The 23,580-nt window shown below is 68.1% G+C and carries 21 protein-coding genes; 15 read left to right on the top strand and 6 right to left on the bottom strand.

All coding sequences use genetic code 11. The features are described 5' to 3' along the window. Positions 1-4 precede the first annotated feature (4 nt). From ftsL to ACFPFG_RS13545, 15 genes are all read left to right on the top strand, one after another. Positions 5-289: a cell division protein FtsL gene (gene ftsL, locus ACFPFG_RS13615; RefSeq protein ID WP_012203393.1), complete on the top strand. Its 285-nt coding sequence runs from the start codon at positions 5-7 to the stop codon at positions 287-289. Further along, the gene (locus ACFPFG_RS13610; RefSeq protein WP_183018376.1) at positions 286-2,034 is read left to right on the top strand and encodes a peptidoglycan D,D-transpeptidase FtsI family protein; all 1,749 of its coding nucleotides are present in this window, start codon (positions 286-288) and stop codon (positions 2,032-2,034) included. The genes ftsL and ACFPFG_RS13610 overlap by 4 nt, the downstream gene beginning before the upstream one ends. Then, complete coding sequence (locus tag ACFPFG_RS13605) at positions 2,031-3,560, top strand: UDP-N-acetylmuramoyl-L-alanyl-D-glutamate--2,6-diaminopimelate ligase (protein WP_380107012.1); 1,530 nt, start codon at positions 2,031-2,033, stop codon at positions 3,558-3,560. The genes ACFPFG_RS13610 and ACFPFG_RS13605 overlap by 4 nt, the downstream gene beginning before the upstream one ends. After that, positions 3,557-4,972, top strand: coding sequence for a UDP-N-acetylmuramoyl-tripeptide--D-alanyl-D-alanine ligase (locus tag ACFPFG_RS13600; RefSeq protein ID WP_380107010.1), 1,416 nt, complete (start codon positions 3,557-3,559; stop codon positions 4,970-4,972). The genes ACFPFG_RS13605 and ACFPFG_RS13600 overlap by 4 nt, the downstream gene beginning before the upstream one ends. Beyond that, the gene (gene mraY, locus ACFPFG_RS13595; protein ID WP_012203397.1) at positions 4,963-6,141 is read left to right on the top strand and encodes a phospho-N-acetylmuramoyl-pentapeptide-transferase; all 1,179 of its coding nucleotides are present in this window, start codon (positions 4,963-4,965) and stop codon (positions 6,139-6,141) included. Before ACFPFG_RS13600 ends, mraY begins: the two co-directional genes overlap by 10 nt. 4 nt (positions 6,142-6,145) lie before the next feature. Then, complete coding sequence (murD, locus tag ACFPFG_RS13590; protein ID WP_380107007.1) at positions 6,146-8,107, top strand: UDP-N-acetylmuramoyl-L-alanine--D-glutamate ligase; 1,962 nt, start codon at positions 6,146-6,148, stop codon at positions 8,105-8,107. Continuing rightward, the gene (gene ftsW / locus ACFPFG_RS13585) at positions 8,104-9,369 is read left to right on the top strand and encodes a putative lipid II flippase FtsW (protein ID WP_012203399.1); all 1,266 of its coding nucleotides are present in this window, start codon (positions 8,104-8,106) and stop codon (positions 9,367-9,369) included. The genes murD and ftsW overlap by 4 nt, the downstream gene beginning before the upstream one ends. Next, positions 9,366-10,460: an undecaprenyldiphospho-muramoylpentapeptide beta-N-acetylglucosaminyltransferase gene (gene murG / locus ACFPFG_RS13580; protein WP_183018380.1), complete on the top strand. Its 1,095-nt coding sequence runs from the start codon at positions 9,366-9,368 to the stop codon at positions 10,458-10,460. Before ftsW ends, murG begins: the two co-directional genes overlap by 4 nt. After that, a complete protein-coding gene (gene murC / locus ACFPFG_RS13575) occupies positions 10,457-11,890 on the top strand; it encodes a UDP-N-acetylmuramate--L-alanine ligase (protein ID WP_197957360.1) in 1,434 nt (477 codons plus the stop codon). Before murG ends, murC begins: the two co-directional genes overlap by 4 nt. Beyond that, entirely contained in the window at positions 11,887-12,867 is a 981-nt protein-coding gene (locus ACFPFG_RS13570; protein WP_312377741.1) for a D-alanine--D-alanine ligase, read from the top strand. The genes murC and ACFPFG_RS13570 overlap by 4 nt, the downstream gene beginning before the upstream one ends. Next, positions 12,864-13,664 (top strand): cell division protein FtsQ/DivIB, encoded by an 801-nt coding sequence (locus ACFPFG_RS13565; RefSeq protein ID WP_012203403.1) that lies wholly within the window; start codon positions 12,864-12,866, stop codon positions 13,662-13,664. The genes ACFPFG_RS13570 and ACFPFG_RS13565 overlap by 4 nt, the downstream gene beginning before the upstream one ends. Before the next feature lie 84 nt (positions 13,665-13,748). Further along, entirely contained in the window at positions 13,749-14,978 is a 1,230-nt protein-coding gene (gene ftsA / locus ACFPFG_RS13560) for a cell division protein FtsA (protein WP_012203404.1), read from the top strand. A 119-nt stretch (positions 14,979-15,097) separates the two neighbouring features. Then, positions 15,098-16,336 carry a cell division protein FtsZ gene (gene ftsZ, locus ACFPFG_RS13555; RefSeq protein WP_183018383.1) on the top strand — a complete coding sequence of 413 codons (1,239 nt, stop codon included), beginning with the start codon at positions 15,098-15,100 and terminating at the stop codon, positions 16,334-16,336. Positions 16,337-16,429: 93 nt separating this feature from the next. Continuing rightward, positions 16,430-17,353, top strand: coding sequence for a UDP-3-O-acyl-N-acetylglucosamine deacetylase (lpxC, locus tag ACFPFG_RS13550; protein ID WP_012203406.1), 924 nt, complete (start codon positions 16,430-16,432; stop codon positions 17,351-17,353). A 13-nt stretch (positions 17,354-17,366) separates the two neighbouring features. Continuing rightward, on the top strand, positions 17,367-17,543 hold the full coding sequence (locus ACFPFG_RS13545; protein WP_197957358.1) for a hypothetical protein: 177 nt from the start codon (positions 17,367-17,369) through the stop codon (positions 17,541-17,543). A 170-nt stretch (positions 17,544-17,713) separates the two neighbouring features. Here ACFPFG_RS13545 and ruvC read toward each other — a convergent pair whose 3' ends face one another. From ruvC to ACFPFG_RS13515, 6 genes are read right to left on the bottom strand one after another with little or no spacing between them, the layout of a single operon-like run. After that, positions 17,714-18,262 carry a crossover junction endodeoxyribonuclease RuvC gene (gene ruvC, locus ACFPFG_RS13540; RefSeq protein WP_012203410.1) on the bottom strand — a complete coding sequence of 183 codons (549 nt, stop codon included), beginning with the start codon at positions 18,260-18,262 and terminating at the stop codon, positions 17,714-17,716. Between the two features lie 17 nt (positions 18,263-18,279). Beyond that, complete coding sequence (mtgA, locus tag ACFPFG_RS13535; protein ID WP_380107002.1) at positions 18,280-18,996, bottom strand: monofunctional biosynthetic peptidoglycan transglycosylase; 717 nt, start codon at positions 18,994-18,996, stop codon at positions 18,280-18,282. Between the two features lie 7 nt (positions 18,997-19,003). Then, positions 19,004-19,861, bottom strand: a complete 858-nt coding sequence (gene aroE, locus ACFPFG_RS13530; protein WP_063327217.1) for a shikimate dehydrogenase — start codon at positions 19,859-19,861, stop codon at positions 19,004-19,006. 38 nt (positions 19,862-19,899) lie between these two features. Then, positions 19,900-20,763 carry an energy transducer TonB gene (locus tag ACFPFG_RS13525; protein WP_012203413.1) on the bottom strand — a complete coding sequence of 288 codons (864 nt, stop codon included), beginning with the start codon at positions 20,761-20,763 and terminating at the stop codon, positions 19,900-19,902. 36 nt (positions 20,764-20,799) lie between these two features. After that, positions 20,800-22,878, bottom strand: coding sequence for a ribonuclease catalytic domain-containing protein (locus tag ACFPFG_RS13520; protein WP_380106999.1), 2,079 nt, complete (start codon positions 22,876-22,878; stop codon positions 20,800-20,802). Between the two features lie 55 nt (positions 22,879-22,933). Further along, positions 22,934-23,518, bottom strand: a complete 585-nt coding sequence (locus ACFPFG_RS13515) for a YqiA/YcfP family alpha/beta fold hydrolase (protein ID WP_183018387.1) — start codon at positions 23,516-23,518, stop codon at positions 22,934-22,936. Positions 23,519-23,580 lie beyond the last annotated feature (62 nt).

The raw sequence follows: 23,580 nt of genomic DNA, 5'->3' as shown, positions 1-23,580 counted from the left end.
TGGAATGCTGCGCCTGAACCTCGTGCTGCTGCTGGCGGTGATGGCCAGCGCCATCTTCCTGGTGCACAACCAGTATGAATCGCGCCGCCTGTTCACCGAACTGGACCGCGCCGTGGCCGAATCGCGTCGCCTGGCCACCGAGCAGCAGCGCCTGCAGGTGGAAAAGCGCGCCCAGGCGACGCCGCAGCGCATCGAGGTCATGGCGCGCGAGCGCCTGCAGATGAAGCCGGCCACGCCGGCCATCGCCCAGTACGTCAATGACGATGCGCGCACCGGAGTGGCTCCATGACGCGCAGCGTGCTCTACACCTCCAGTCCCCTGCTGGCGTCCAAGACACCCTTGTGGCGCAGCAAGATGATTGTGGCCATGCTGGGCCTGGGCTTTGTCGGCCTGGGCGCGCGCGCCGCCTATGTGCAGGTGTTCGGCAACGACTTCTTCCAGCGCCAGGGCCAGGTGCGCTTTGCGCGTACGCTGGAGCTGCCGGCCAACCGTGGCCGCCTGCTGGACCGCAATGGCCTGATCCTGGCCTCCAGCGTTCCTGCCGCCAGCATCTGGGCCATCCCCGAAGACGTGGACCACGACGACCCCGAGGTCAAGGCCAAGCTCAAGCAGCTGGCGGTGCTCATGGAGATGCCGTTGCCCGCGCTGATGGAAAAGCTGGCCGACGAGGACAAGACCTTCGTCTGGATCAAGCGCCAGCTCGACTGGGACGTGGGCCAGCAGATCCATGCCCTCAATATCAAGGGCATCTACCAGCGCAAGGAATACAAGCGCCAGTACCCGGAGGGCGAATCGGCCGCCCACATCGTGGGCTTCACCAATGTGGAAGACCACGGCCAGGAAGGCATGGAGCTGTCGTTCGACAAGGAGCTCGGCGGCAAGCCCGGCTCGCGCCGCGTGATCAAGGACCGCCTGGGCCGCGTGGTCGAGGGCGTGGGCGAGGAAGTTCCGCCGCAGGACGGCCGCGACATCCAGCTGTCCGTGGACAGCAAGGTCCAGTACTTCGCCTACCAGAAGCTCAAGGAGCAGGTCATCGCGCACAAGGCCAAGGCAGGCAGCGTGGTGGTCATGGATGCGCACACCGGCGAATTGCTGGCCCTGGCCAACTATCCCAGCTACGTGCCCGACAAGCGCAAGAACCTGACGGGCGAGCAGTTGCGCAACCGAGCCATCACCGACACCTTCGAGCCCGGCTCGACCATGAAGCCCATCACCATCGGCCTGGCGCTGGAGTCGGGCCGGTTCAAGCCGGAGACGCCCATCGACACCACGCCGGGCCGCGTCAACGTCACGGGCTCGACGATCTCCGACACCCACAACTACGGCCTGCTGACCGTGGCCGGCGTGATCCAGAAGTCCAGCAACGTGGGCACGACCAAGATCGCGCTGCAGATGCCGGCCAAGGAAATGTGGGAAACCTTCTCGGCCGTGGGCTTCGGCCAGAAGCCGCAGATCGCTTTCCCTGGTGCTGCCAGCGGGCGCCTGCGTCCCTACAAGACCTGGAGGCCGGTGGAGCAGGCCACCATGGGCTATGGCTACGGCCTGTCCGCCAGCCTGCTGCAGATGACGCGCAGCTATACCGTCTTCGCCAACGGCGGGCGCGTGATTCCGGCGACCATGCTCAAGACCGACGAGCCGCCCGTGGGCGTGCCCGTGTTCTCGCCGCGCACGGCCAATGAAGTGCGCAAGATGCTGGCCCTGGCAGCCGGCCCTGGCGGCACGGGCCAGCGCGCCCAGACCATCGGCTACTCGGTGGGCGGCAAGTCGGGCACGGCCCGCAAGCAGCAGGGCAAGGGCTATGCGGCGGGCAAGTACCGCGCCTGGTTCACGGGCATGGCGCCCATCGAGAATCCGCGCATCATCGTCGCCGTGATGGTGGACGAGCCCAGTGCCGGCACCATCTACGGCGGCACCGTGGCGGCGCCCGTGTTCAGCGAAGTGGTGCAGCAGACGCTGCGCCTGATGGGCGTGCAGCCCGATATGGAAGTCAAGCCCTTGATCGTCGCCAACCCCGTGGAGGAGCCCTCGCTATGAGTTCCTCCCAAGCCCTGCGGGTGCTGTCCACGGCCTCCGAGGCTGTCCAATGGCTGGCCGCCCGCCTGCAAGGCCGCGGCACGCTGCAGACCGACAGCCGCAAGGTCCGGCCGGGCGACGCCTTCATCGCCTGGCCCGGTGCGGCCACCGATGGCCGCACCCATGTGGCCTCGGCGCTGGAGCGTGGTGCGGTGGCCTGCCTGGTCGAAGCGCAGGGTGTGGACGCCTTCGGGTTTTCCGGCGAGCACATCGCGGCGCTTCCCGGCCTCAAGGCCGCCACGGGCCTGATCGCCGACCAGTGGTTCCAGCATCCCAGCGCCCAGATCGACGTGCTGGCCGTGACCGGTACCAACGGCAAGACCACCACCGCCTGGTGGCTGGCGCATGCGCTGGCCCAGGTGAAGCTGCAGGAACGCAGCGGCTGCGCCCTGGTGGGCACGCTGGGCGTGGGCATTCCGCCCGCCATGGAATCCACGGGCATGACCACGCCCGATCCGGTGCGGCTGCAGCGCGCGTTCCGCGAGTACGCCGATGCGGGCCTGGCTGCCTGCGCCATCGAGGCGTCGTCCATCGGCATCGTCGAGCACCGCCTGGACGGCACGCGCATCCGCGTGGCGCTGTTCACCAATTTCACGCAGGATCACCTCGACTATCACGGCAGCATGCAGGCCTACTGGGATGCCAAGGCCGCGCTGTTCGGCTGGCCCGGCCTGCAGGCCGCCGTCGTCAATGTGGACGACGCGCATGGCGCACGCCTGTGGGCCACGCTGCAGTCGCGCAGGCCGCCTGCCGCGCTCGACGTCTGGAGCATTTCCATCGAAGGCGCGGCGCGCCTGCAGGCCAAGGACATCGCGCTGGGTGCCGAGGGCCTGAGCTTCACCGTGATCGAGGCCGGCCACAGCCTGCGCATGCACACGCGCATGGTGGGCCAGTACAACGTATCCAACCTGCTGGGCGTTCTGGCCGCGCTGCGCTGCCTGGGCCTGACCCTGGACCAGGCCGTCGCCGCCTGCGCCCACCTGGAGCCCGTGCCCGGCCGCATGCAGCAGATCGTCCAGCCCGGCCAGCCGCTGGTGGCCGTGGACTACGCCCACACGCCCGACGCGCTGGACAAGGCCCTGCGCGCCCTGCGCCCGGCCGCCGAGCAGCGCCGTGGCCGGCTGTGGTGCGTGTTCGGCTGCGGTGGCGACCGCGATGCCACCAAGCGGCCGCTCATGGGGCAGGCCGCCCAGAAGAATGCCGACTGTGTGCTGGTCACCAGCGACAACCCGCGCAGCGAAGTGCCCGAACGCATCATCGACCAGATCCTGGCCGGCATGCAGCCGGGCGAGAACCTGCAGTCCCAGGCCGATCGCGCAGCGGCCATCGCCCAGGCGATTGCGCACGCCAGCGAACGCGACGTGGTGCTGATCGCCGGCAAGGGACATGAGGACTACCAGGAGACGGCGGGCCAGCGCCATCCGTTCTCCGACATGGCCGAGGCGCACAAGGCGCTGGCGGCCCGCGAAGGAAAGAAGCGGTCATGATGACCTTGCAACAAGCGCTGGAGCTGATCCAGTCGCATATTCCCCAGGCACGGCTGGTCGGCAACGGCCAGGCCGTGCTCACGCGCGTGCACACCGACACCCGCACGCTGCAGGCCGGGGATCTGTTCGTCGCCTTGAAGGGCGAGCGTTTCGATGCCAACCAGTTCCTGGCCCAGGCCCGCGAGGCCGGCGCTGCCGCAGCCCTGGCCCATGGCGGCCTGGAGGCCGCGGGCCTGTCCGGCATCGAGGTGCCCGATTCGCTTGCCGCCCTGGGCGCGCTGGCCACGGCCTGGCGCGCGCGCTTTGCGCTGCCGCTGATCGCCGTCACCGGCAGCAACGGCAAGACCACGGTCACGCAGATGGTGGCCTCCATCCTGCGCGCCCATGCGGGCGAGGCGGCCCTGGCCACGCGCGGCAACTTCAACAACTCCATCGGCCTGCCGCTGAGCCTGATGCGCATGACCGCCCGGCACCGCGTGGCCGTGCTGGAGATGGGCATGAACCATCCCGGCGAGATTGCCGAGCTGGCCGCCATCGGCCAGCCCACGGTGGCCCTGGTCAACAACGCGCAGCGCGAGCACCAGGAATTCATGCATACGGTCGAGGCCGTGGCACGCGAGAACGGCAGCGTGCTGCTGTCCCTGCCCGCCGACGGCGTGGCCGTGTTCCCGGCTGGCGACACCTATACGCCGCTGTGGCGCGAGCTGGCCGCTGCGCGCCAATGCCTGCTGTTCGGCGAGTCTGCCGATGGCGCCCAGGTGCATGCGCGCGATGCGCTGTGGCTGGGCGATGCCTGGCAGTTCACCCTGGTCACGCCCGAGGGCGAGGCCTCGGTGCGCCTGCACATTGCCGGCCGCCACAACGTGTGCAATGCGCTGGCCGCTGCGGCCTGCGCCCAGGCAGCCGGTGTGCCGCTGGCCGACATTGCTCGCGGCCTGAGCGTGTTCGAGCCCGTGCAGGGTCGCTCGCGCGCACTGGTCGTTTCGGTGCAGGGCCGCACGGTCACCGTGATCGACGACAGCTACAACGCCAATCCCGACTCGGTGGCCGCGGCCATCGAGGTGCTGCGCGAACTGCCCGCTCCCCAGCTGCTGGTGCTGGGCGACATGGGCGAGGTCGGCGACCAGGGGCCGCAATTCCATGCCGAGGCGGGCGCGCTGGCGCGCAGCCTGGGCATTGCCCGGCTGTTCACGCTGGGCGCGCAAAGCACATCCGCCGCCACCGCATTCGGTGCAGGTGCGCGGCATTTCGAAGACATGGCCTCGCTGCAGCAGGCAGCCTGTGCCGCGCTGCCCGAGGTGGGCAGCATTCTGGTCAAGGGTTCGAGGTTCATGAAGATGGAGCAGGTGGTTCAGGCGGTCGAGGCGGCCGGCAAGGATGACGGTTGCAAGAAGGAGGCCGCATGCTGCTGATGCTGTCCCAATGGCTGCAGGGCCTGTCCCCCGAGTTCGGCTTTCTGCGCGTCTTCCAGTACCTCACGATGCGCGCCGTGATGGCCGCGCTCACGGCCCTGGTCATCGGACTGCTGGCCGGGCCGCGCCTGATCCGCATGCTGACCTCGCTCAAGATCGGTCAGCCCGTGCGCGGCTACGGCATGGAGACCCATCTGGCCAAGAGCGGCACGCCCACCATGGGCGGCGCGCTGATCCTGCTGTCCATTGCCGTGTCCACGCTGCTGTGGTTCGATCTGTCCAACCGCTTCGTCTGGATCGTGCTGCTGGTCACGCTGGGCTTTGGCACCATCGGCTGGGTGGACGATTGGCGCAAGGTGGTCAACAAGGACCCCGAAGGCATGCGTTCGGGCGAGAAGTATTTCTGGCAGTCCGTCATCGGCCTGCTGGCCGCGCTGTACCTGGTGTTCTGCATTTCCGAGAATTCCAATGCCCAGGTCTTCGAGCTGTTCGTCACCTGGGTGCAGTCCGGCTTTGCGCTGGACCTGCCGCCCAAGGCGGGCCTGCTCGTGCCTTTCTTCAAGGAAGTCAGCTACCCGCTGGGCGTGCTGGGCTTCGTGATCATGACCTACCTGGTCATCGTGGGCGCCAGCAATGCCGTGAACCTGACCGACGGGCTGGACGGCCTGGCGATCATGCCCGTGATCATGGTGGGCTCGGCCCTGGGCATCTTCGCCTACGTCACCGGCAATGCCGGCTACGCCAAGTACCTGCTGTTCCCGCACATCCCGGGTTCGGGCGAACTGCTGGTGTACTGCGCGGCCATGGCCGGTGCGGGCCTGGCCTTCCTCTGGTTCAACGCCCACCCGGCCCAGGTGTTCATGGGCGACGTGGGCGCGCTGGCGCTGGGCGCCTCGCTGGGGACCATTGCCGTCATCGTGCGCCAGGAAATCGTGCTGGCCATCATGGGCGGCATCTTCGTGGTGGAGGCGCTGTCGGTGATGCTGCAGGTCACCTGGTTCAAGTTCACCAAGAAGCGCTATGGCCAGGGCCGCCGCCTGCTCAAGATGGCGCCGCTGCACCACCACTTCGAAAAGAGTGGCTGGAAGGAGACCCAGGTCGTGATCCGCTTCTGGATCATCACCATGCTGCTGTGCCTGCTGGGCCTGTCCACGCTGAAGCTGAGGTGAGTGCATGAACACCGAAGACTTCAAGACCGACCTCCACGCACTGCCGGCCACCGAGCCCGCCGTGCCGGCGTCCCCTGCCGAGCTTGCCGAGCTGGCGGACCCGGCCGGAATGCCGGGCCTCGCTCCCGAGGGGCAGGTGGTTGCGGACCCGGTCCTGGACGATTCACCGGCTCCCGCGCCAGCCGGCGACGGCGAGGCGGAGCCTCCGGCCGCCGAGGTGACGCAGGCGGCGCAGGTGCCGCAGGTGCCTGTGGCCCTGACCGAGCCCGTGCCCGACATCGCCACGCTGACTGCGGCCAAGGATGCTGCCGCCTTCGTGGCCCAGATCTTTGCCGACCCCAGCATCTCCGACTCGTCCGATGCCGAGGTCACTCCCATTGCCGCCGAAGCGGCGGTTGAAACCGAACAGGTGCTGCCGCCCGTGGCTGCCGGCTGGCCCGGCGAGCAGGTCCAGCACCTGCAGGGCCAGCGCGTGCTCGTGCTGGGCCTGGGCGCCTCGGGCCTGGCCATGGCACGCTGGTGCGTGCGCTGCGGCGCCGAGGTCATCGTGGCCGATACGCGCCAGGCACCGCCCCAGCTGCAGCAGCTGTCCACCGAATTGCCCCAGGTGCGCTTCGTGCCCGGCGAGTTCACGGCGCAGCTGGTGGACGGCCAGAGCCTGGGCCTGGTCTACCGCTCGCCCGGCCTGAGCCCGGCCGCCGTGGCGCCCGTGGTCGATACCGCGCGCGCCCAGGGCCTGCCCGTGGGCGGCGAGCTCGATCTCTTCGCCATGGCGCTCAAGGCCCTGGCCGCAGCCCATGGCTACCGTCCCACGGTGCTGGGCATCACCGGGACCAATGGCAAGACCACGGTCACCTCGCTGACCGGCCAGCTGCTGGAGCATGCGGGCCTGCGCGTGGCCGTGGCCGGCAATATAGGTCCCACGCTGCTGGACACGCTGACCCGGGCCATCGATGCCGAAGCGCTGCCCCAGGCCTGGGTGCTGGAGCTGTCCAGCTTCCAGCTCGATGGCGTGCAGATGTTCGAGCCCACGGCCGCCGCCGTGCTCAACATCACCCAGGACCATCTGGACTGGCACGGCAGCCTGCGCGCCTATGCCGATGCCAAGGCCTGCATCTTCGGCAGCAGCGGCACCATGGTGCTCAACCGCGAAGACCCCGAGGTCATGCGCATGCTGCCGGCGCCCGTGGTGCCGCCGGGCAAGCGCCAAAAGCCCCAGCAGCGCGCCCACATCACCTTCGGCGGCGACATGCCGCGCCGCCCCGGCGACTTCGGCCTGGAAGTGGTCAGCGGCATGACCTGGCTGGTGCGCGCCCATGAGGCCGACGAAACCGCCAAGGGCAAGAACGCCGAAGACCTGTACATCCAGCGCCTCATGCCTGCCGACGCACTGCGCATCCGCGGCCGGCACAACGCCATCAACGCCCTGTCCGCCCTGGCCCTGGCCAGCGCGGGCGGCTGCACGCTGGCGCCGCTGCTCTATGGACTGCGTGAATACCGGGGCGAGCCGCACCGCGTCCAGCCCATTGGCCGCGTCAACGGCGTGGAGTACTACGACGACAGCAAGGGCACGAACGTGGGCGCCACCGTGGCCGCGCTGTCCGGCCTGGGGCCTGACCACCGCATCGTGGTCATCCTGGGTGGCGACGGCAAGGGCCAGGATTTCTCTCCGCTGGTCGCGCCCGTGTCGCGCCATGTGCGCACGGCCGTGCTGATCGGCCGCGACGCCGGCCGCATTCGCGCCGCCCTGCAGGACTGCGGCGTGCCCCTGGTCGATGCCACCACCATGGCCGACGCCGTGGAGCTGGCCGCCTCGCGCGCCCAGGAGGGCGATGCCGTGCTGCTGTCGCCCGCCTGCGCCAGTCTGGACATGTTCCGCAACTACGAGGACCGGGCCCACCAGTTCGTCGATGCCGTGCGCGCGCTGGCGCTGGATGCCGGGCATGAACTCGGAGGTGCTGCATGACCGCCGTATCGCAGGTCCTGGGCCGCATGCGCTCCTGGTTCGGAGGCGCGCAGGAGAAGGCCATCGACGTGCTGCCCGTGCGGCTGGGCGGTCCCCAGTACCACCGGCCCACGCAGACGCCGGCCAGCGTGCTCGGCCTGGACCAGGCCCTGATCTGGGTGGTCATCGGCCTGCTGGCCTGGAGCCTGATCATGGTGTATTCGGCATCGATCGCCATGCCGGACAATCCGCGCTTCGGCAAGATCGCGCCCACCCATTTCCTGATGCGCCATGCCATGTCCATCGGCATGGCCTTCGTCGGCGCGCTGCTGGCCTTCCAGGTGTCCATGGCCACCTGGGAGCGCATGGCGCGCAAGCTCTTCCTGGTGTCCCTGGTCCTGCTGGTGGCCGTGCTGATCCCGCATGTGGGCACCGTGGTCAACGGCGCGCGGCGCTGGCTGTCGCTGGGCATCATGAATTTCCAGCCGTCCGAACTGGCCAAGTTCGCCGTGCTCATCTATGCGGCCGACTACATGGTGCGCAAGATGGAGGTCAAGGAGCGCTTCTTCCGCGCCGTGCTGCCCATGGGACTGGCCGTGGTGCTGGTCGGCGTGCTGCTGCTGGCCGAGCCCGACATGGGCGCCTTCATGGTGATCGTGGTGATCGCCATGGGCATCCTGTTCCTGGGCGGCGTGAATGCGCGCATGTTCTTCCTGATCGCGGCCCTGGTGGTGCTGGCCTTCGTGCTGATCATCGCCACCTCCGAATGGCGGCGCGAGCGCATCTTTGCCTACCTCAATCCCTGGGATGAAAAGCACGCCCTGGGCAAGGGATACCAGCTGTCGCATGCGCTGATCGCCATCGGGCGCGGCGAGATCTTCGGCGTGGGCCTGGGCCGCAGCGTCGAGAAGCTGCACTGGCTGCCCGAGGCGCACACCGACTTCCTGCTGGCCGTGATCGGCGAGGAATTCGGCCTGGTCGGCGTGCTCTTGATCGCCGTCACCTTCCTGTGGCTGACGCGCCGCATCATGCTCATAGGGCGGCAGGCCATTGCGCTGGACCGGGTGTTCTCCGGCCTGGTGGCCGAGGGCATTGCGATCTGGATGGGTTTCCAGGCCTTCATCAACATGGGCGTGAACCTGGGCGCGCTGCCGACCAAGGGGCTGACGCTGCCCCTGATGAGTTTCGGGGGCTCGGCCATTTTGATGAATCTGATAGCGATAGCGGTGGTGTTAAGGGTGGACTACGAGAACAAGTTGCTGATGAAGGGAGGGCATGCATGACACAGCAGCCCACCTCCCAACGCACGCAACGCCAGCGCACGGCCCTGATCATGGCCGGCGGCACGGGCGGACATATCTTCCCGGGGCTGGCCGTGGCCCAGGCCCTGCGCGAGCGAGGCTGGAACGTGCGCTGGCTGGGCGCGCCCGGCTCCATGGAGTCGCGCATCGTGCCCGCCCAGGGCTTCCCGCTGGAGACCATCGAGTTCTCGGGCGTGCGCGGCAAGGGCATCATGACCCTGGCCTTTTTGCCCATGCGCCTGCTGCGTGCCTTCTGGCAGGCGCTGGCCGTGGTGCGCCGGGTCAAGCCCGACGTGGTCGTGGGCCTGGGCGGCTACATCAGCTTTCCCGGCGGCATGATGGCCGTGCTGGCCGGCAAGCCCCTGGTGCTGCATGAGCAGAACTCCGTGGCCGGCATGGCCAACAAGGTGCTGGCCAGCGTTTCCCACCGGATCTTCACGGCCTTCCCCAACGTGTTCCCAAAGGGCCGCTGGGTCGGCAACCCGCTGCGCCGGGCCTTCACCGAGCAGCCTGCGCCCGAGCAGCGCTTTGCGGGCCGCAGCGGTCCGCTGCGCCTGCTGGTGGTGGGCGGCAGCCTGGGCGCCAAGGCGCTCAACGAGATCGTGCCCCAGGCGCTGGCCCTGATTCCTGCCGATGTGCGGCCCGTCGTGCTGCACCAAAGCGGCGCCGCGCAGATCGATGCCCTGCGCGCCAACTACGCGGCGGCAGGCGTGCAGGCCGAGCTGACGCCCTTCATCGACGACACGGCGCGCGCCTTTGCCGAGGCCGATGTCATCGTCTGCCGCGCGGGCGCCAGCACGGTCACCGAGATCGCGGCCGTGGGCGCCGCAGCCATCTATGTGCCCTTCCCGTCCGCCGTGGACGACCACCAGACCACGAACGCGCGTTTCCTGGTCGATGCCGGTGGTGGATGGTTGATGCAACAAAGCGCACTGACTGCCCAAAGCCTGGCCGAAATGCTACAAAATATGCAGCGTGCGACGCTGCTGGAGCGCGCTGGAAAAGCCAAGAAAATGCAAAAGACCGATGCCACCGCCGAGGTGGTCGCCGCCTGTGAGGAACTGGCCGCATGAAGCACGCCATTCATCACATCCATTTCGTCGGCATCGGCGGCGCCGGAATGAGCGGCATCGCCGAGGTGCTGCACAACCTGGGTTACGCCATCTCGGGCTCGGACCTGTCCGACAGCGCCACGCTGCGCCGGCTCGCCGGCCTGGGCATCGCCACCCACGTCGGCCATGCGGCCGCGCACATCGAGGGGGCTGACGCCGTCGTCACCTCCACCGCCGTGCAGTCCGACAATCCCGAGGTGCTGGCCGCGCGCGAGCGCAAGATTCCCGTCGTGCCGCGTGCGCTGATGCTGGCCGAGCTCATGCGCTTCAAGCAGGGCATCGCCATCGCGGGTGCCCATGGCAAGACCACGACCACCAGCCTGGTGACCAGCGTGCTGGCCGAGGCCGGGCTGGACCCGACCTTCGTCATCGGCGGCAAGCTCAACAGCGCGGGTGCCAACGCCAAGCTGGGCCAGGGCGACTACATCGTGGTCGAGGCCGACGAGTCCGATGCCTCCTTCCTGAACCTGCTGCCCGTGATGGCCGTCGTCACCAACATCGACGCCGACCACATGGAAACCTACGGCCATGACTTCGGCCGGCTCAAGGGCGCCTTCGTCGATTTCCTGCACCGCATGCCGTTCTACGGCCGTGCCATCCTTTGCGTGGACAGCCCGGCCGTGCGCGAGATCCTGCCCCAGGTGGCCCGCCCCGTGACCACCTACGGCTTTGCCGAGGACGCCCAGGTGCGCGCCCTCAACGTGCGCGCCGAGGCGGGCAGCATGCATTTCACGGTGCGCCGCAGCAACGGCCAGAGCTATCCCGACCTGGACGTGGTGCTGAGCCTGCCGGGCGAGCACAACGTGCTCAACGCGCTGTCGGCCGTGGCCGTGGCCATGGAGCTGGAGATCTCCGACGACGCGCTGCTGCGTGCCTTCGAAAGCTTCAAGGGCGTGGGCCGGCGCTTCCAGCGCTACGGCGAACTGGCGGCTGCCGACGGCGGCAGCTTCACCGTCATCGACGACTATGGCCACCACCCCGTCGAGATGGCGGCCACGCTGGCCGCCGCGCGCGGCGCCTTCCCGGGCCGTCGCCTGGTGCTGGCCTTTCAGCCGCACCGCTACAGCCGCACGCGCGACTGCTTCGAGGATTTCGTCAAGGTCATCGGCCTGGCCGACGCCGTGCTGCTGACCGAGGTCTATGCGGCCGGCGAGGCGCCCGTGGTGGCGGCCGACGGCCGCTCGCTGACACGCGCCCTGCGCGTGGCCGGCCGTGTCGAGCCGGTGTTTGTGGAAAACGTTGCCGAGCTGCCGGCGGCCATTGCCGTCCATGCACGCGATGGCGACGTGTTGTTGTGCATGGGGGCAGGCTCGATTGGCGCCGTGCCCGGAAAGTTGGTCGAAATGCTTCAGAAACAAGAGCTGCAGGCGCAGCAGGAGGCTGCGCAATGAGCAGCTTCGGCACCCAGATCGATGTCAAGGCCCTGGGCAAGGTGGCCGTGCTGTTGGGCGGCCGCTCGGCCGAGCGCGAGGTCTCGCTGATGTCGGGCACGGGCGTGCTCAAGGCCCTGCTGTCGCAGGGCGTGGACGCCCATGCCTTCGACCCCGCCGAGCGTGACCTGGGCGAATTGAAGAAGGACGGGTTCGACCGCTGCTTCATCGCGCTGCATGGCCGCTACGGCGAAGACGGCACGGTGCAGGGCGCGCTGGAGCTGCTGGGCATCCCGTACACGGGCCCCGGCGTGATGGCCTCGAGCATTGCCATGGACAAGATCATGACCAAGCGCATCTGGCGCTTCGAGGGCCTGCCCACGCCGGACTGGCGCCTGGTCGCCAGCGCAGGCGAGACGCGCGCCGCGCTGCAGGCGCTGGGCGCGCCCATGATCGTCAAGCCCTCGCGCGAGGGCTCGACCATCGGCCTGACCAAGGTCTGGACGGCCGAGGAATGCGAGCAGGCCTATGTGCTGGCCTCCCGCTACGACCCCGAAGTGCTCTGCGAGGAGTTCATCGAGGGCGACGAGACCACCTGCCCCGTGCTCGGCACGGGCGAGGGCGCCCATGCGCTGCCCGTGATCCGCATCGTCGCCCCCGAAGGCAACTACGACTACCAGAACAAGTACTTCACCGACGACACCCAGTACCACTGCCCCAGCGGACTGCCCGCCGAGGAAGAGGCCGAGATCCGGCGCATCGTCGTGCGCGCCTTCCGCACGCTGGGCTGCCGCGGCTGGTCGCGCGCCGACATCATGATCCGCGCCAGCGATCGCAAGCCCTTCCTGCTGGAGATCAACACCTCGCCGGGCATGACCGGCCACTCTCTGGTGCCCATGTCGGCCCGCGCCATCGGAGTGAGCTACGAAAACCTCTGCCTGGGCATCCTGGCCAGCGCCGCGCTGGACGCCGCGCAACCGGAGCAGGAGCACGCATGAGCTACTCCCTGCCGGCCCCCTTCGACGTCAAGCTCATGAACGTGACCGCCACGGTCCTGTTCGTGGGCGTGGCTGCGCTGGGGCTGGCAGCGGTGAGCTGGTGGGCGCTGCGCCACCCGGCCTTCAACATCGGCCGCATCGTGGTCGAGGGCGAGCTGGTGCACAACAACACGGTGACCTTGCGCGCGAATGTGGCGCCCGTGCTCACGGGCAACTTCTTCACCGTGGACCTCAAGGGCGCCAAGGCGGCATTCGAGCAGGTCCCCTGGGTGCGCGAGGCACAGGTGCGACGCGACTACCCCAACAGCCTGCGCGTCATCCTGCACGAGCATGTGGCCGAGGCCTTCTGGGGGCCTGATTCGGGTACCGGCCTGGTCAACAGCTTTGGCGAGGTCTTCGAGGCCAACCTGGGCGAGCTCGATCGCGACGGCCTGCCGCGCCTGCAGGGCCCCGAGGACAGCGCCCCGCAGATGCTGCAGATGTACCGGCTGCTGGTGCCGGCGCTGGGGCCGCTGGATGTGGAGATCGACGGGCTCACGCTCAATGCACGCGGAAGCTGGCAGCTCAGGCTGGCCAATGATGCACAGATCGAACTGGGTGGCGGCAGCGTGGAAGCCGTGCTGCAGCGCGTGCAGCGCTTCGTGCGCACGCTGCCCCAGATCACGACCCAATACAAGCGCAAGGCCGACGCCATCGAGTCGGCCGACCTGCGCTACGAAGACGGATATGCGCTGAGGCTGCGCGGTGTGACCACCGGCACGGCCAAGGCGCCGGCTGCAGTGCGTCCCCGACGCTGAAGACGAGGGAGGAAAGACCTATGTACACGCACACCATGCAGCGACACAGCGACAGGACAGAACCAACCGGGGGCGGATGCTGATATGGCAAGAGAATACAAAGATGTGATCGTCGGACTGGACATCGGCACGGCCAAGGTCATGGTCGTGGTCGCCGAGGTCCTGTACAACGGCGAACTCAAGCTCGCCGGCCTCGGCGTGGCCCCGAGCAACGGACTCAAGCGGGGCGTGGTGGTGAACATCGACGCCACGGTGCAGAGCATCCAGCAGGCGCTGAAGGAGGCCGAGCTGATGGCCGACTGCAAGATCCAGCGCGTGTGCACCGGCATCACCGGCAGCCACATCCGCGGCCTGAACTCCAGCGGCATGGTGGCCATCAAGGACAAGGAAGTCACGGCCACCGACGTGGCGCGGGTGATGGAGACGGCCAAGGCCATCAACATCTCCTCGGACCAGCGGCTGCTGCTGGTCGAGCCGCAGGAGTTCGTGATCGACGGCCAGGAAGTGCGCGAGCCCATCGGCATGAGCGGCATCCGCCTGGAGGCCAAGATCCACATCGTCACGGGTGCGCAGAGCGCGGCCGAGAACATCATCAAGTGCGTGCGCCGCTGCGGCCTGGAGGTCGAGCAGCTGCTGCTCAACCCGCTGGCATCGAGCCAGGCCGTGCTCACCGATGACGAGCGCGAGCTGGGCGTGGCCGTGGTCGACATCGGCGCGGGCGCCACCGACGTGGCCATCTTCACGGGCGGCGCCATCCGGCACACGGCCGTCATCCCGATCGCGGGCGACCTGATCACCAGCGACATCGCCATGGCGCTGCGCACGCCGACCAAGGACGCCGAGGACATCAAGGTCGAAAGCGGCTATGCCAAGCAACTGCTGGCCGACCCCGATGCCCAGGTCGAAGTGCCGGGCCTGGGCGACCGCAGCCCGCGCATGATCAGCAAGCAGGCGCTGGCCGGCGTGATCGAGCCGCGCGTGGAAGAGATCTTTTCTTTGGTGCAGCAGGTGGTGCGCGATTCCGGCTACGAGGAAGTTCTGTCCTCGGGCATCGTGCTGACCGGCGGCAGCGCCGTCATGCCGGGCATGGTGGAACTGGGCGAGGACATCTTCCTCAAGCCCGTGCGCCGCGGCATCCCCAAGTATTCGAGCGCTCTGGCAGACATGGTGGCCCAACCCCGCGCCGCCACCGTGATGGGATTGCTCGAAGAGGCCCGCCTGGCTCGCCTGCGCGGTTTCAAGGTGGCACAAAAGAGTGGGTCGATGAAGACCGCTTTTGGCCGTTTCAAAGACTTCATCGTGGGGAACTTTTGATATGTGCTTTCATCGACTGCGCATTACCGGCCCGCCCACCGGCTTCCGAATACCGGACAGAAGACAGAATTTTCCCCAGACGGTGGTGACCACTTACAGAGAGCTACAGGAGAACCAACATGCCCATCGACATGATTGAAGTTGAAGAATTCAACCAGGGTACGCAGATCAAGGTGATCGGCGTTGGCGGCGGCGGCGGCAATGCCGTGGAGCACATGATTGCGCGCAACGTGCAGGGCGTGGAATTCGTCTGCGCCAACACCGACGCGCAGGCGCTGCTGCGCAGCAGCGCCCACCGCACCATCCAGCTCGGTGGCAGCGGCCTGGGCGCAGGCAGCAAGCCCGACAAGGGCCGCGAAGCCGCCGAGCTGGCCGAGGACGACATCCGCACCGCCATCGAAGGCGCGCACATGCTGTTCATCACGGCCGGCATGGGCGGCGGCACGGGCACGGGCGCTGCGCCCGTGATCGCGCGCGTGGCCAAGGAAATGGGCATCCTCACCGTGGGCGTGGTCACCAAGCCCTTCGAGTGGGAAGGTGGCCGACGCATGGCCAACGCCGACAGCGGCCTCAACGAGCTCGAAGCCAATGTCGATTCGCTGATCGTCGTGCTCAACGAGAAGCTGCTGGACGTGCTGGGTGACGACATCTCTCAGGACGAGGCCTTTGCCCATGCCAACGACGTTCTCAAGAACGCCGTGGGCGGCATTGCCGAAATCATCAACGAGTACGGCCATGTGAACGTCGACTTCGAAGACGTGCGCACCGTCATGGGCGAGCCCGGCAAGGCCATGATGGGCACGGCCAAGGCCGCCGGCCCCGACCGCGCGCGCATCGCCGCCGAGCAGGCCGTGGCCTGCCCGCTGCTGGAAGGCATCGACCTGTCGGGCGCCAAGGGCGTGCTGGTGCTGGTCACGGCCGCCAAGGGCAGCCTGAAGCTGTCCGAGTCGCGCCTGGCCATGAGCACCATCAATGCCTATGCCTCGCCCGATGCGCATGTGATCTACGGCGCCGCCTACGACGACACCCTGGGCGACGAGATCCGCGTCACCGTGGTCGCCACCGGCCTGTCGCGCCCCAGCGCACGCCGCCAGAACATGCAGGTGGTGCAGGGCGGTCTGCGCACCGGTACCGACAACATGAGCTACCAGCTGCCGTCGGCCTCCATGGGTGCCGCCACGGCAGCCGGCGGCCTGGTCGGCGGTGCCGCTGGCGGTGCCGACTATGCCAACAACATGTCGGTGCCCAGCGTCTGGCGTACCAACCGCACGCAGGCCGCTGCCCGCGTCGATGCCCTGGCCTCCGGCGGCATGGACGATCTGGAAATCCCGGCCTTCCTGCGCAAGCAGGCCGACTGAGCAGCGGCCGATACGGTCGCTGCATGGTTGTGATAGCGAATGCCGTGCCAGGGCCATGCCCTGCGCACGGCTGACGCACTTTAAAATAGCCGGATGCTCCAACAACGCACCATCAAGACGATCACCCGTGCCGTTGGCGTGGGCCTGCACAGCGGCCAGCGCGTCGAGTTGACGCTGCGACCCGCGCAGCCCGACACCGGCATCGTGTTCCGTCGCGTGGATTTGCCGGAACCCGTGGACATCCCGATCTCGGCCGAAGCCGTCACCGACACGCGCATGGCGTCGACCATCGGCACCGGCGGCGCCAAGGTGCATACCGTGGAGCACCTGATGTCGGCGATTGCCGGCCTCGGGCTCGACAACATCTATATAGACATCACCGCCGAGGAAGTGCCCATCCTCGACGGCTCCTCCGCCTCTTTCGTGTTCCTGCTGCAAAGCGCGGGCATCGAGCTGCAGAAGGCTCCCAAGCGCTTCATCCGCGTCATCCGCCCCGTCGAGGTGCGCGAGGGCGAGGGCCAGAACCTGAAATGGGCGCGCTTCGACCCCTACCACGGCTTCAAGCTGCGCTTCGAGATCGACTTCGCCCATCCGGCCGTGGACTCCACGGGCCAGTGCGTGGAGTTCGACATGGGCGAGGACAACTACACGCGCGACATCGCACGCGCGCGCACCTTCGGCTTCACCAAGGACGTGGAAATGCTGCGCAGCCATGGCCTGGCGCTGGGTGGTGGCATGGACAACGCCATCGTCATGGACGACTACAAGGTACTCAACAGCGACGGCCTGCGCTACGACGACGAGTTCGCCAAGCACAAGATACTCGACGCCATCGGCGACCTGTACCTGATCGGCAGGCCGCTGCTGGCCGCCTACAGCGCCTTCCGCTCGGGCCACGGCATGAACAACCAGTTGCTGCGTGCCCTGCTGGCCCAGCCCGACGCCTGGGAACTGGTCAGCTTCGACAGCGAGCGCCAGGCGCCCAAGGGCTTCGCCCAGCCCGCGCGGGCCTGGTGAGGCGAGCGCCGCCATGCTGATCTTCCGCTGGCTGGCCACCATGCTGCTGCTGGCCTCGGCCGTCTCCTTCGCGTTCTACCTGGGCACGGGCCGGCCGCACTACAAGCGCTGGGGCTTCATCATCCTCAAGTGGACCGTGATTGCCGGCGTGACGTTTTTTGCCGTTCTGTTCTTCGGCCGCATTGTCTGAGGGCGGCCCTGACTCGCATCCCATTCAACGCAGTTAAGGTAGCGAGATCGAGACCATGGCGTCTGCGGGGGGCGCTCAGGCGAGAGACAGGAGAGACAGCAAGCAAGGGCCGCCCCGCAGCTAGGCTGTCGTCCCCCTCAGGGAGAAGGCGCGCAGCGCCTCAGGGGGAGTCAATACACCCTGCCGCCCTTGTAGACGGCATGCTGGCGGCGCTGCAGCTGCGTGACCTCGGCCATCTTCGACATGGCGGCGCCCGCATGGGCGTGGGTGATGGCCAGGCCCAGGGCGTCGGCCGCGTCGGTGCCGGGCAGGCCGGGCAGTTGCAGCAGGCGGCGCACCATTTCCTGGATCTGGCTCTTGGCCGCGCGGCCGTGGCCGGTCATGGCCTTCTTCATCTGCAGTGCCGTGTATTCGGCGACCGGCAGGCCCGCGTTGACCAGGGCCGTGAGCGCGGCGCCGCGCGCCTGGCCCAGCAGCAGCGTGGACTGGGGGTTGACGTTGACGAAGACGATTTCCACGGCCGAGGTGTCGGGTTGGTAGCGGCTGGCGACTTCCGAGATGCCGTCGAACAGCAGCTTGAGCCGGCCCGGCAGGTCGCCGAGCGCGATGCCGGTGGTGCGGATGGTGCCGCTGGCCACATAGGCCAGGCGGTGGCCGTCGACGTCGATCACGCCGAATCCCGTGGTCTGCAGCCCGGGGTCGATTCCAAGAATGCGCATGGCGTGACTGTAGCCGTTCAGGGGACGACGGCGCTGGGCATTCTTTGCATGACCGTGCGCGTGCGCTGCAGCAGATAGCCGGAGTTGGGCAGCTTCTCGAAGCGCTTGGGCTGGGGCAGCATCACGGCCAGGCGTGCGGCCTCGGCCGCGATGAGCTGGGAGGCGCTCTTGCGGAAGTAGTGGCGGGCTGCAGCCTCCGCGCCAAACACGCCCTGGCCCCATTCCACGCTGTTGAGGTAGATCTCCAGGATGCGCTGCTTGCTCAGCATCAGTTCCAGCAGCTGGGTCAGCACCAGTTCCTGGCCCTTGCGCAGCAGGCTGCGTTCGCCCGACAGCAGCAGGTTCTTGGCCAGCTGCTGGGTGATGGTGGAGCCGCCGTAGATCTTGGGCGCCTTGCCGTTGTCTGCCTTCTGGGCACGGGCTTCGGCGCGCTGGTTGCGCTGCCAGGCCTTCTCGATGGCCTCCCATTGCACCCCGTGGTGTTCGGTGAAGCTGTCATCTTCGGAGGCGATGACGGCACGCTTGAGCGTGGGCGCGATGCGGTCGTAGGGCAGCCATTGCTGGCTCCAGTGCAGGCCTTCGGAGCTGCGCAGCAGCTGCCAGGCCTCGGAGCGCTGAAAGGCCGTGGATTCAGGATCGACCACCACCATCAGCGCAATGCGCAGCACAAAGAACAGCTGCAGCAGCAGGCCGGCGCACAGCACCAGCAGCAGGGCGCGTGCCAGGGATTTCATAAAGCGCTCAGCCGCCTTGAGCAATATGGGCGCGCAGCTCGTTCAGCACCTGGGCCGAGGGCGGGCGCACGCCGCGCCACAGCGCGAACGATTCGGCGGCCTGCTCCACCAGCATGCCCAGCCCGTCGCGGGCCTGGGCGCCATGCTGCTCGGCCCATTGCAGGAAGCCCTGGGCTGCGGCGCCGTACATCATGTCGTAGGCCAGGCTGCCAGGCCGCAGCACGCGGGCCGGCACGGGCACCTCGGCACCGGCCAGGCTGCTGGCGGTGGCGTTGATGACCACGTCGAAATCCTCATCCACGGCCTGCTGCTCCAGCGCCACCAGTTCCACGCCATGGTGCGCGGCGATGGCGGCATGGCGCTGCACCAGGGCCTGGGCGCGCTCGAAGGTGCGGTTGACCACGGCGATGCGGCGCGGGCGCTCGGCAAGCAGCGAGCCCAGTGCGCCGGCTGCGGCACCGCCCGCGCCCAGCAGCAGCAGGTCGCGCCCGGCCAGCGGCACGCCCGCATTGCGCACGATGTCGGCCACCAGGCCCAGGCCGTCGGTGTTGTCGGCATGGATGCCGTCCGCCGCCAGCACCAGGGTGTTGGCGGCGCCGGCCAGTTGCACGCGCTCGCTGGAGGTGGTGGCCAGCTGTGCGGCTTCCAGCTTGAAGGGCACGGTGACATTGCAGCCGCGCCCGCCTGCCGCGACAAAGCCGCGCACGGCCTCGGCAAAGCCTTGCAGCTCCACATGCTGGCGCTCGTAGTGCAGGTCCTGCCCGCACAGTTCGGCAAAGCGGGCATGGATCCAGGGCGAACGGCTGTGCGCGACGGGGTTGCCCATGACGCAGTAGCGGTCGGAGGAGGTGGCGGCGGAAGTCATGTCGGAATAGGAGGGTGCGCGAAGACAAGAGGAGGGCGCTACTGCACGGTCGTCTGCAGCGTCTGCTCGCGGGTGAACTTGAAGCGCGAGACCACGGCGATCTGGTCGGCCTTGGCACGCATGGCGGGGCCGAAGTGGCCGAAGGGGCCGGCCGCACGCGCGATGGCCTCGGCCCGGGTGTCCAGCAGGCGGTTGCCCGAGCCCTGCACGATCTCGGTGGACAGCACCCGCCCGTCGTGGTTGACGGTGAGGATCATGACCAGCTCGCCGTAGAGCTTCTTGCCGGCCTGCTCGGGGAAGTTCTCCGTGCCCTTGTCCTCGACCTTGCGGCGCAGGCCGTCGTAGTAGATGGCGTAGACGGCCTCGCGCGTGGACGGGCTGATATAGCGCTTCTTGGGGCGGGCGTTTTCCTCGTTGATGCGCTTTTCGATCTCGGCCAGCAGCTTGACCAGCTGCTGGCGCTTTTCCTGCTGGGCCTGCTGCTCCTTGGTCTGCTTGGCCGCCTCGCGCGGGTCCAGCGGCGGCAGGGCCGCGACCTGCTTGCGCAACTGCGTCAGCAAGACGGTCTGCTGCTCCTGCATGGAGTCGATCTGGCGCTGGCGTTCCTCGAAGTCGTCGCCCACGGCCGTGAGTGCCGAGTAGGGCATGGGGCTGGAGGCCCGGCCCTTGTCGGCCTCGCCGCCACCGGCCAGCGAGGTCTGTGCGATGGCCTGCGCCTTGTCGGGCTGCTCGTTGGCGCGGGCATTGACCAGGATGACTTCCAGCGGCGTGTCCTGGAACACGCGGTCGAAGCGCTCCGGGTCGATGAACCGGAACGAGAACAACCCGGCATGCAGGGCGATGGAAACGCCCAGTGCCAACTGCAGCGTGCTCAGGGAACGGAGGGCGGTAGGCAGTTTCACGTCAGATCTAAGGCAGTTGCTCGGATGCGAGGCAGGTCAGGACTGGGCGGGGTCGGCCGCCGGTGTGCCATCGGTCTCGTTCATGTCCACGGCGATGGCGATGGGGCCGGCCACGGCTTCCTCGTCATCCTCGGCACTGTCTTCGGCGCCATCGGCAGCGGCCGCCGCATCGCCATCCAGGCGCTCGATCAGCGTGCCCGAGACATCGAGCGCGATCTCGTCGATCTCGCCCAGGCGCACGCGCACATGGGCGCCGCGCGGCAGGCCGGTGACGCCCAGCACGGGGAAGACCAGGGGCAGGTCATCGGCGCGCACCAGCAGGCCGCCGCCCATGCCTTCCTTGATGACGGTGGCCGTCAGCTCGGTGATGGCGTGCTGCTGCAGGTACTTGAGCGTCCAGAACCGCTCCATGCCGGCCTGGTAGCCGTTGTAGGCGCTGTAGGCGCCATCGAAGCTGCTGATGATGCCGAACAGCTCGGCATCCTTGGGCTTGAACGGCGCGGCCAGGGCGGCGGTCTTGCCGTGGCGCGCGCAGGCAATGATCTGCCACTGGTTGACCAGGTCCACGTAGCGGCGCAGCGGCGAGGTGGCCCAGGCATAGCTCTTGACGCCGATGCCTGCATGGGGCTGCGCCTTGGTGGACATGCGCACCTTGATGCCGGGCGTCAGGCTGGCCTGGCTGCGGTAGATGCCGGGCACGCCGAGCTCGGCCATCCAGCCGCCCCAGGTGCTGTTGGCCACGATGGCGGCCTCGGCCACGATCAGGTCCAGCGGCGCGCCGCGCTTGCGCACGCTGATCTCCACCTGCTCGTTGCCGCGGGGCTCCGCGCTGTCGTTGCCCACCAGGCGGAAGTTGTAGTCGGGACGGTTGAAGTTCTCGGGCTTGCCGCGCACCAGTTCGCGCCCGGCCTTCAGGTGCTTGGCCCAGCGCTGCAGGAACGTCAGTTCGGCGCGCTTGCCTTGCAGCACTTCGGGCGTGCCCTCGACCTCGAAGGAGGGGTCGGCCAGCCACTGCTCGGTGACGATGTGGTCCAGCTTGTCATGGCGGAAGTTGACCTGCACGGGCACGCGCTCCAGGCGCGTCTCGCTGGCCGTGGTCTCCAGCGTGGCCTCGTCCACCGTGACGTACAGCGACACGGCGGGGTTGGCGCGGCCTTCGTCCAGCGTGTAGATCTGCACCACCTCGTCGGGCAGCATGGTGATCTTGTAGCCGGGCATGTAGACGGTGGACAGACGCGAGCGGCCGAGCTGGTCCAGCGGCGTGCCCGGCACGATGGCCAGTCCGGGCGCGGCAATGTGGATACCCACGGTGACCGTGCCCGTGCCCAGGCCGCGCACCGACAGCGCATCGTCGATTTCGGTGGTGGCCGAGTCATCGATGGAAAACGCCTGGACCTCGGCCAGCGGCAGGTCGGCCGGTGGCTGGGGTGCCTGCAGGGCCGGGAACTGCGTGCCCTTGGGGAAGTGGTCGAACAGGAAGCGCTTCCAGTGGAACTCGTAGGCCGATTCAATGGCGCCGGCCCTGTGCAGCAGGTCCAGCGGTGCCAGTCGCGTGGCGCGGCTGGCCTCGACCACGGCCTTGTATTCGGCGGCGTTCTTGTCGGGGCGGAACAGGATCTTGTAGAGCTGCTCGCGGATGGGGCCGGGGCATTCGCCGGCGCCCAGCTGCTCGGCCCAGGCCGTGATCTGGGCCTGGATCTGCTTTTTCTTCTCTATGCCGGCCAGCGCCTGCTGCAGGATCTCGGCCGGTGCCTTCTTGAAGCGGCCCTTGCCGGAGCGGCGGAAGTAGTGCGGGGCGTCGTACAGGCGGAACAGCGCGCCGGCCTGCTCGGCCAGCGTGGCCTTGTCCGAGAAATAGTCGCGTGCAAGGTCGGCGAAGCCGAATTCCTCCTCGGGGGCGAATTCCCAGGCCAGGTCCAGATCGATCTGGGCGGCCTGCGCCTGGGCCTGGGCGATCAGTTCGGCAGGCGCCGGCTTGTCGAACTTGAGCAGGATGTTGGCCGACTTGACCTTGACCCGTTTGCCCGAGTCCAGCTCCACCTGGGCGGAGGTGTCGGCTTCGGAGAGGATGCGGCCGGCCAGGAACTTGCCGGATTCTTCAAACAATGCGTGCATAGCCCGACATTCTCCCATGCTGCGGCTGGCAGCTGCCGCGCAGTCTTGCGCGGCATCAGGCCAGATTCAGGAACTCGTCCAGCTGGGGCAGGTACTCCTCGAAGCTGCTCAGCGCGTGATCGCCGCCCTCCTGGATGATCTGCAGCGCATGCGGATAGCGTGCGCTCATCTCGCGCCAGTCCAGCACCTCGTCGCCCTCGGCCGCCAGCAGCATTTCGGGGGCGGCCGGTGTCATATGGCGCGTGTCCAGCGCGCGCAGCTCCTCGATGTATTCGCGGCGGAAGAAGAAACGCTCCTCCGGGTTGTGCCAGGAAGTCTGCTCGCCGATGTACTTTTCAAGATCGCGCGCCGGGTTGACGGCCGGGTTGATCATCACGCTGCGGCAGCGCGCCAGCTGGGCCACCCAGCTGGCGTAGTAGCCGCCCAGCGAGGATCCGATCACGGCCATGGTCTCGCGCGGCCAGCTGCCGATGCCATCGGCAATCAGGGCAGCCGCTTCGCGCGGGGAAGGGGGCAGTTGCGGGCTCCACCAGCGCACATGGGGATGGCGCGTGGCCACATGCTCGGCCAGGCGCCGGGCCTTGGTGGATTGGGGAGAGGAGCGAAAGCCGTGCAGGTACAGCAAATGGGTGGTGGTCATGGCGGGCGCTCTCCTTTGCGTTGCTGGGGCCGGGCGCGGGATGCGGCCCGGACGGCTCATGG

This window comes from Delftia deserti, from assembly GCF_042653485.1.
GTDB lineage: Bacteria > Pseudomonadota > Gammaproteobacteria > Burkholderiales > Burkholderiaceae_C > Comamonas > Comamonas acidovorans.
This window is presented reverse-complemented; position numbering and strand designations above follow the sequence as displayed.